Source organism: Rathayibacter sp. AY1F8, from assembly GCF_002932165.1.
Classification (GTDB): domain Bacteria; phylum Actinomycetota; class Actinomycetes; order Actinomycetales; family Microbacteriaceae; genus Rathayibacter.
In genome coordinates, this window is record NZ_PSVB01000041.1 from 1 (window position 1) to 7,267 (window position 7,267).

Consider the following 7,267-nt stretch of genomic DNA (forward strand, 5'->3'; position numbering starts at 1 on the left):
CGCCACGACGGCTAGAGCTCCCAGCGCGATCGACAGTCTCACCAACCGTCGTTGGCGGGGTGGTGTCTGCCGGTCCGGCGAGAGTCTGCTCGGGTCCCAGCTGTCCAGGCGTTCAACCACGGCGTATCCACCCCTCGGCGCGACGTGAAGCGGCCTCGATCGCCGCCGAGCTCGTTACCTTGAGTTCTCCCACGAGAGAACAGTAGGCGTGACGCGGCTCTCACCACGAGGAGCAACCGACTCGCGACCGAGAGTGTCCTGTAAGGGGATCGTCGTCCGGACGGTGAAACTACCCACTGACATCCGGCGTCCGGTGGCGGTCCCCTGCTGAACGGTGCGGGGAGGCAGCCCGTTGCACTTACTGGTCGAGCCGTCGAGCGAAGTGATGGGCGGTGATGTCCATCCGTTCGCGCAGGTAGAAGCGATGCGCCTCGAAGCGTTGCACGCCGGAGTCGAGCTCGATCGCGCTGCACCCCAGTTCCCGGCCTCGCTCCGCTAGGGCGGCTAGGAGTGCCGCGCCGTGACCGTGGGATCGCTCGGTGGCGGCGGTGGAGAGGTCATCGACGTAGAGCTTCCTGATGGCGCTCGTGTTGACGACTACTCGCCAGCCGGCGACAGCCACGCAGCGATCGTCTTGCAGTAGGGCGGTGAAGCGGAGACCTTGGGGCGCGCCTTCTCGCAGTACCAGCTCGAGCAGTTCGTCAGTGAGATGGGGGCGCAGCTCGCGGAGGACGAGAAGAGCGGCCGCCCACCGCGCGTCGCCGGGCTCTAGATCAATGATCACGGCGAGGAGACTAGCGCTCGCATCGTCCCGTACGGGAACGGGTTAGAGGGCGTCCCGTAAGGGGATGGGCTAGCGCGTCAGACCCTGCGTTTCTCTGCAGATCCGAGTGCTCGTTCCGAGGGCGGTAAGGACAGCAGGTCACCGAGCTCGCGCTTCGCCTTCTGATAACGGCTGCGCGCAGTTGACGGCGGGACGGACACGATCTGAGCCGCCTCGCTGAGAGAGAAGCCGTCCCAGTGCACGAGCCGCACCAGTTCTGCCAGCTCCGGAGAGAGCTTGCTCAGCGCTGCTTGAACGTCGAGGGCGACGTCGGAGGGTTCTCCGGTCGCTTCGATGGGTTCGACGGTGCCGCGGAGCTTTTCGGCCAGGAGGTCTTGGCGCCGGCGCGTCCTGCTGGTGTTGAGGATGACGTTCCTTGCGACACCGAACAGCCACAGGCGGGCGTCCTCGTCCGGCAGTGGCATGGATGATGACCGGCGCCACGCGATCGTCATCGTCTCAGAGAGTGCGTCGGGAGCGTCGTCGGCGCCGACTCGGCGTTCGAGGTAGTTCAGAAGGTCACGGGCTGTGGCGTCGAGGATGGCCACGACGCGATCGGCTCGCGTGTCGCGGCGGCTCACTGGGTGAGGTCTGCCTGGGTGAACTTCGCGCAGTCGTCTTGGCTTCCGGTGGAGAGGTCTGAGCCGGCGACGGGATCGACCACCCCTCGGTCCTCGAGCTCGTCCCAGACGACGTCGGTGATCGCGTTCACCGCGGCTTGGCGGTACAGCTCATCTTCGGAGTACACCTCGGTCGCGGGCACCACGGTGTCGCCGTTATCGCGGTCGATCGTGTCCTGAGCACTGATCCGGGCTAGCTCGCCGTCGATGTCGGCGAGGGCGAGCACGTCGGTGGTGCGAAATACGTCCTGCGCCTCCTTGATGTCCTCCGGATCGCCTCCCCTGACGACGCTGCGCAACTCGCATTCTCTTCCGCTGGGCAGCGTGAAGTGGACAACGGAATCCGGATTCGCCACATACGGCTGCCACCCGGAGAGCGTCGCTGCTGCTGCCGCTCCCGTACCGCCCAGAGCGAGAGCGACGACGGTCCCGATCACGAGCGCGCGAGGCGTCGCCTGTCGCCGGCCGCGTCGCGCGTTCCACTCCGCTCCGCGAACCATCTCTCGAAGAGAGGAGTCGGAGACGGCTTCCGCCAGTGGGGTTGGCGGCGCCGATTCGTCCAGGAGCGCGTTCATCGCTCGATCGCTGTCTGCGTCGTGAGGTTCGGTGGTCATGATCTGCTCCTGTGCGCTCGAGTGGCCTTCACTCTGTACATGTCCGGCAGGACCCCGAACTGACGACGCGACGATGAAAATATTCGAGAACCCGTCCCGTGAGGGGATCGCTGGCCGGGCGTCTGGGAGGATCAGCGCATGTTGCCGGACGCCGAGCTTGCCGCAGCGCTCGAGGCTGTCGGGGTGCGGCGGCGTCATCCGGTTTCGGAGTACGACTACCGGATCGATGACGTGCGGCTGGTCGTTGGTCTGCTCGACTTTCGGCTTGTGCAGGTCGGCGGTCACACGGCTCGGATCAGGATCGCGTTGCCGTCGTCGGGAAGTGATCAGCCCTGGATCTATGCCACTCCGCGAGATGCAGCGGACTGGACTTCGCAGCTGCTCGTGTGGATCGATGAAGAGGTGGGGACCGGTGGGCTTTCCAGCGGACGCCTCCGAGTTGAGGAGGGCGGCGTGACGTACGTGGTTGTCGCGCCCTACGGCTGGCGGAGGGCCAGCGAGGAGGAGCACATGCGACTGCTTGACGGGACACGCGCGTAGAGGGCGTGCTTCCGCGGCTCGGAGGGGCGGATCAACCCCGGTGATCTGACCGTCCCGCATGGGGATCGATCTGCGGGACGCTTTCAGCGGACCGCTCGGAGGGGCTTGGCGTCGTCGTCGCTTGCTCGTGATGCCGCCAGGGTCGACCGCAGGTCTTCTCGTGCTCGTTGGTAGCGGGTGCGTGCCGTGGACGCGGGGACGCCGAGGAGTTGTCCGGCTTCGGTGATGGAGAAGCCGTCCCAGTGAATGAGGCGGACGAGCTCGGCCTGTTCTGGCGCGAGCCTGGCGATCGCATCGCGCACGTCGACTCCTTCGTCGGCGGGGCGTCCTTCGGTGGAAGCGGTCGTGAGGACGCCGCGGAGCCGGCTGGAGAGGTCGGCTCGCCTGTTCTCAGTGCGGGTGCTGTTCGAGAGGACGTTCCGGGCGATGCCGAACAGCCACATCCGCGACTCCTCCGCGGTGCGGGGAAGGGCGCCGACACGGCGCCATGCGGTGAGCATGACGTCCCCGAGTGCGTCGGCGGCGTCCTCGAGAGGGAGGCGGCGTTGCAGGTACTTGAGCAAGTCGGGCGAGGCGACGCGCAGCGCCTCGGCGAGTCGCTCCGCCTCATCGGACTTCTGGCGGGTCACCAGGTCGCTCCGGGGCAGCGGGCCTCGCCCGCGATGCTGAGGTTCGCGGCGTCGACGTCGACGTTCTGCGCAGCGAGTTCGGCGTCGAGGGCGTTGCTGATGATGCGTCCAACCGCGGTCGAGTACTCCCGGTCGGCGTTGTAGAACTCGGTGCCGTAGCCGGCCGACGTGCGGGATCCGTCAGCGTTGATGAAGGATTGGTCCTCGGTGCGCAGTTGCGCGACGGTCTCCTCGAGCGCACCGTCGCTGAGGAGAGCGTCGATGTCGGTCGTCTGGTAGAAGTTCTCGACTACGGCGACGGCCGCCGGATCGGTCCCTTGAACGTCTCCCATGCGCTCCTCGCATTGGACACCGCTGGGCAGCGAATAGGTGATCGAGGCGTCCGGCGTCTCCGCCCACGGCGACCACGCGCCCGTCGCCGCGGCGGCCGCTGTCGCCATGCCACCGAGTAGTACCAGCGAAGCGACTCCGGCGACCGCAGGACGGGCCCAGCGGTGGCGGCTGACGCGGGCCTCTGCCGCCGCGAGCTGTTGCAGCTCGGCCAGCTCGGCGGCGACGTCGTCCGTCACTGTCGATGTGCGGGGGCTGGACTCATTCAGCAGGACGTCCAGGGGGTCTCGGTCAGGGGCGGCAGTCATGACGGGCTCCTTCGAAAGCGGGTTCATCCTGTACATGTCCACCCGACCCGCAAACGTCTGCCGCAGCACGAAATCGGCTCGCCGCCCTCGTCAGGGCGCCGGCGACCACGCCGGACGTCAGGTCGCGAGGGACGCGGCGAGCTCGGCGGGCGCTCCGGCGGAGCGGGGCTGCCACGACTCGAAGACGCCGTAGGCGATGATCCGCTCCGCGGTCGACAGCAGCGGATTGCAGCTCGTCATCGTGATGAGGCGGTCGGTCGGAGCGACGTCGCTCGTCCAGGGGACCGGATCGATGACCTGCACTTCGGAGGGCTGCACGTATTCGAGGTTCCGGAACCGGTAGGTGTACCAGCCGTCGGCGGTCTCGATGTAGATCGCATCACCCAGTTGCAGCTCATCGATGAGGTGCATTCCTCCGCCGGCGGCGGAGCGGTGCGCGGCGATCGCGAAGTTCCCCACTTCGCCGGGCATCTGCGTTCCCGGGTAGTGGCCGATGCTGCCCACGTCGAGCACGTTCTCCGCGTCGACGCCCTCAGCGATCGTGCGCACCCACCCCTCGCCGTACCGGGGGATGTAGAGGTTCCCGAACGTCGTGTCCAGAGCCGCGACCGGCGCGATCACCGGGTCAACAGGCGCGGCCGGCTCAGCGCTCGGCTGTGACGGCACCTCAGCGGACGGCGCGCCATCGCCCCAGCTCTGGCGCAGCTCAGCCGCTTGATCGGTCTGCCGGCCTGCGATTACGGCGTCGTTCCACCACAGCTGCCAGGCGAGGAACAGCAGAACGAGCACCCCTGCGGTCATCAGCAGCTCGCCTAGGACACCGAAGAAGGACAGGCGTCGACGGGCCGGACGGCGCCGGCGCCGCGGCACGTCCACGGATGACGGAGCGGTCATGCGAGGAGTCTAGGTGTGCCGCTCTCACCGGCATCGCTACGGGAGACGTCTCGTGCGGGAATCGTTCGACGGTCCGACGTTTTGGGCCACTGCTCGTTCTCGCGCGCCGTCGCCGTCCCTTCCGCTGCCTGCCCTGACCCACTGGCAAGCGCGTCACCGCAAGCGAATCGCGTCGCAGTGTTCAGCCCGGAGTGCACCGGGCCGAACGATCAGATAGCGACGGACGGTGTAGTAGCTGCTCCATCCGGCGTGTTTGTGCGAATACTCGGGTTCCGGGTGCGTGACGGGTAGACGAGGGCTAGACCGGCTGCTGCAATCCAGCACGCTGTCCAGAGGCCGTGTCCGGGAGTGCTGTCGGCGCTGCCCCATTCGACCCAGAAGAATCCTGGGTCTGCCACAGGGCAGGCGATAACAACTGCTGCAACCGTCGCTACCCCTGCGGGAACCCAGGGAACGAGGCGTGCGACCACCAGAGCTACAACGACGAGAGCGAGGGCGCCCCAGAGATACAGAAGGGGCATGAGGTCGTATGACGACATGGCCTCAGCGCAGGACGGGTTCATTTCATTCCATCTAGCGCCTGTGCATGGCTGCCAGTAGGACGACGTCGTCCAGGTCACCCACAGTGAGATGCCCATGAGCGTACCCGCGCACGCCAACCGGACTAGAGCCTTAGTGTGCTGGCGTCGCCCCATGCTGAAAATGCTAGTCCGCCGACCGTCCCGGTGGACGATCGTTCATCGGTGCACGCAGACGCGACACCGAGCGCCTGTCGTTCCTCACGGTCGCCTGCACAGCTCGTCGCTGCGTCCCAAACCTCGTGCAGATGACCGTGAACGTTCAGGTCTTCGAGTTCGTCTGCACAACCGACGTGAGCGCGCCGGAATCGTCAGCCGCAGTAGTGATGCTCGAGTACTTCACCCCTCGAAGAAGTAGTGCAGCACTCACCCCGCCGACTACAGCCGCCACGACACCGAGACCGACAGCGATCCCCGCCGTCATCGGATCACCCACGACGGCAGCTACGCCGGCCGCAACAACCCACGGAACGCTCGACCCTACGGCCGGCCCAATAGGGCTGATCAGCGGGGACGACTCGGTGGCTCGTCCCGACCGCAGAGTGATCAGAATCGCCACGAATCCTCCGGCGACGGCAGCCAGGGCACTGACCCCACCGATAATGGCGCCCACCATAATCAAGTAGGCGAAGGCGCCCCACCCGCCCTGTTCGCGGAAGTCGGAGTTACCCGTAAGGACCAATCCCAGACCGAGCAGCGCACCCAGCACCACGCCGACGGGTACAGCACAGAGAGCGGCCCTCCGATGAAGATGGACGATCTGCCGCATGTAGCCACGTTAGCCGGAGAGTCTCCCGGTCAGCGCAATGGCCGTCCCGTAAGAGGATCGTTCACCGATGCGGATCTGACCCGAGTGGTCCAGCGCGCTCCTGCCGTTCACCCGTTGGTCCGATAGTGATGTTGTGCAGACGCTGTCGCTCAAGGCTTCCGCAGCGATCGCGGGCGCAATCACTCTCCTCGCCCTCGTCGCGGGCGTCTTCCTCGACGGATTCTCGTTCGCGTGCAACGAGTCCCTTCCGCCTCAGTGCACGGGGTTTGACGTCGCGTGGCCGGCTCTGTGCTCTGTCGCCCTCGCGACCCTTGTTCTCCTGGTCGTAGCGATGCGCGCCAGCAGGCGCTCTCACGCTCGATGGAGGTCGCTGCTGCTCGCCTTGGGCGTGGTCGGCGCCGTCACCAGCTGGGTTCTCGCTCTGCGTACCGCCATGATCATCGGTTGAGCAGCCCACGGCACGGTCGAACGACCGCTTGTTCCGTATGGAGATCGTTCATCGGGGCGAGGGGGCGGTGGCCTTCGCTTCGACCGTGTGGATCTAGCTCAGGTTCACCTTCGAGTTCTATGTTGAGCCCATGAAGCGACTCGCGACGTCAGGCCAGTTGGTTGGATGGACAATCGCCTTGCTCGGGGCTGCTGGTGCCGCCGCGTTCCTGGTGCACTGGAGCTCGTGCCTCGGTGGCCTGAACGAGGGTTGCTACAGCGCCACACAGTCAGACTTCACGTGGATCGCCACAACGATCGTCTGGGCCATCGCCTTCCCGCTCGTGATATTCGGCGCCTTCGTACTCTCGCCAGGACGACCCGTCACGCTGATTGGTGTTGGGCTCCTCATGGTCATCAACCCCCTCACCGACCCTGGAGCGTTCTTTCTCCCGTGGGATGTCGCGGACACCTTGCCCTTTACCGGCGTCGCCACGTCGCTAGCTGCTGTGACTGCAGGTGTCCTCCTGGCCGGATCTTCCTACCGAGCCCGTCGGCCCGATCACAGCCGAGTCGGGAAGCCAGCGCCCGCTGACGTCGCCTACTGACCTTCGATCGGACTTGGGTCGTCCCGTTAGGGGATCGTTCACCGGTCGCGTATCCAGCTACGGGCAGCGGTAGGTCTTCGCGAAGTCGGTTGCCGTGAACTGCCTTCCCTCGGTCATAGAGGTCAGTG

The 7,267-nt window shown here is 66.2% G+C and carries 10 protein-coding genes; 3 read left to right on the plus strand and 7 right to left on the minus strand.

Annotated elements, in window-relative coordinates; all coding sequences use genetic code 11:
- Nucleotides 1-358: 358 nt before the first annotated feature.
- The 3 genes from C5C35_RS16495 to C5C35_RS16820 all read right to left on the minus strand — a co-directional run bounded on the left by C5C35_RS16495 (nt 359) and on the right by C5C35_RS16820 (nt 2,057).
- Nucleotides 359-784, minus strand: coding sequence for a GNAT family N-acetyltransferase (locus C5C35_RS16495; protein ID WP_104263605.1), 426 nt, complete (start codon nt 782-784; stop codon nt 359-361).
- Between the two features lie 77 nt (nt 785-861).
- Entirely contained in the window at nt 862-1,371 is a 510-nt protein-coding gene (locus C5C35_RS16500) for an RNA polymerase sigma factor (RefSeq protein ID WP_258068236.1), read from the minus strand.
- A gap of 29 nt (nt 1,372-1,400) precedes the next feature.
- A complete protein-coding gene (locus C5C35_RS16820) occupies nt 1,401-2,057 on the minus strand; it encodes a hypothetical protein (protein ID WP_146078504.1) in 657 nt (218 codons plus the stop codon).
- A 138-nt stretch (nt 2,058-2,195) separates the two neighbouring features.
- On the opposite strand from C5C35_RS16820, the gene C5C35_RS16510 reads away from it, so the two are divergent.
- Nucleotides 2,196-2,597: a hypothetical protein gene (locus C5C35_RS16510; RefSeq protein ID WP_104263608.1), complete on the plus strand. Its 402-nt coding sequence runs from the start codon at nt 2,196-2,198 to the stop codon at nt 2,595-2,597.
- An 83-nt stretch (nt 2,598-2,680) separates the two neighbouring features.
- On the opposite strand, the gene C5C35_RS16515 is transcribed toward C5C35_RS16510, so the two are convergent.
- From C5C35_RS16515 to C5C35_RS16530, 4 genes are all read right to left on the minus strand, one after another.
- Nucleotides 2,681-3,226, minus strand: a complete 546-nt coding sequence (locus tag C5C35_RS16515; RefSeq protein ID WP_104263609.1) for an RNA polymerase sigma factor — start codon at nt 3,224-3,226, stop codon at nt 2,681-2,683.
- The gene (locus C5C35_RS16520) at nt 3,223-3,864 is read right to left on the minus strand and encodes a hypothetical protein (RefSeq protein ID WP_146076973.1); all 642 of its coding nucleotides are present in this window, start codon (nt 3,862-3,864) and stop codon (nt 3,223-3,225) included. Before C5C35_RS16520 ends, C5C35_RS16515 begins: the two co-directional genes overlap by 4 nt.
- A gap of 117 nt (nt 3,865-3,981) precedes the next feature.
- Nucleotides 3,982-4,758: a class E sortase gene (locus C5C35_RS16525; protein WP_104260278.1), complete on the minus strand. Its 777-nt coding sequence runs from the start codon at nt 4,756-4,758 to the stop codon at nt 3,982-3,984.
- A gap of 840 nt (nt 4,759-5,598) precedes the next feature.
- A complete protein-coding gene (locus C5C35_RS16530; protein ID WP_146076974.1) occupies nt 5,599-6,105 on the minus strand; it encodes a hypothetical protein in 507 nt (168 codons plus the stop codon).
- A gap of 133 nt (nt 6,106-6,238) precedes the next feature.
- Here C5C35_RS16530 and C5C35_RS16535 point away from each other — a divergent pair, with 133 nt between their 5' ends.
- Both C5C35_RS16535 and C5C35_RS16540 read left to right on the plus strand, forming a co-directional pair.
- Nucleotides 6,239-6,553: a hypothetical protein gene (locus C5C35_RS16535; protein WP_104263611.1), complete on the plus strand. Its 315-nt coding sequence runs from the start codon at nt 6,239-6,241 to the stop codon at nt 6,551-6,553.
- A 130-nt stretch (nt 6,554-6,683) separates the two neighbouring features.
- Complete coding sequence (locus C5C35_RS16540) at nt 6,684-7,139, plus strand: hypothetical protein (RefSeq protein WP_104263612.1); 456 nt, start codon at nt 6,684-6,686, stop codon at nt 7,137-7,139.
- Nucleotides 7,140-7,267: the final 128 nt, after the last annotated feature.

Excerpts from the sequence above, each read along its gene's own strand:
- C5C35_RS16530 (WP_146076974.1), bottom strand. The coding sequence starts at position 6,105 with ATGCGGCAGATCGTCCATCTTCATCGGAGGGCCGCTCTCTGTGCTGTA.
- C5C35_RS16510 (WP_104263608.1), top strand. The coding sequence starts at position 2,196 with ATGTTGCCGGACGCCGAGCTTGCCGCAGCGCTCGAGGCTGTCGGGGTG.
- C5C35_RS16520 (WP_146076973.1), bottom strand. The coding sequence starts at position 3,864 with ATGACTGCCGCCCCTGACCGAGACCCCCTGGACGTCCTGCTGAATGAG.
- C5C35_RS16525 (WP_104260278.1), bottom strand. The coding sequence starts at position 4,758 with ATGACCGCTCCGTCATCCGTGGACGTGCCGCGGCGCCGGCGCCGTCCG.
- C5C35_RS16540 (WP_104263612.1), top strand. The coding sequence starts at position 6,684 with ATGAAGCGACTCGCGACGTCAGGCCAGTTGGTTGGATGGACAATCGCC.
- C5C35_RS16820 (WP_146078504.1), bottom strand. The coding sequence starts at position 2,057 with ATGACCACCGAACCTCACGACGCAGACAGCGATCGAGCGATGAACGCG.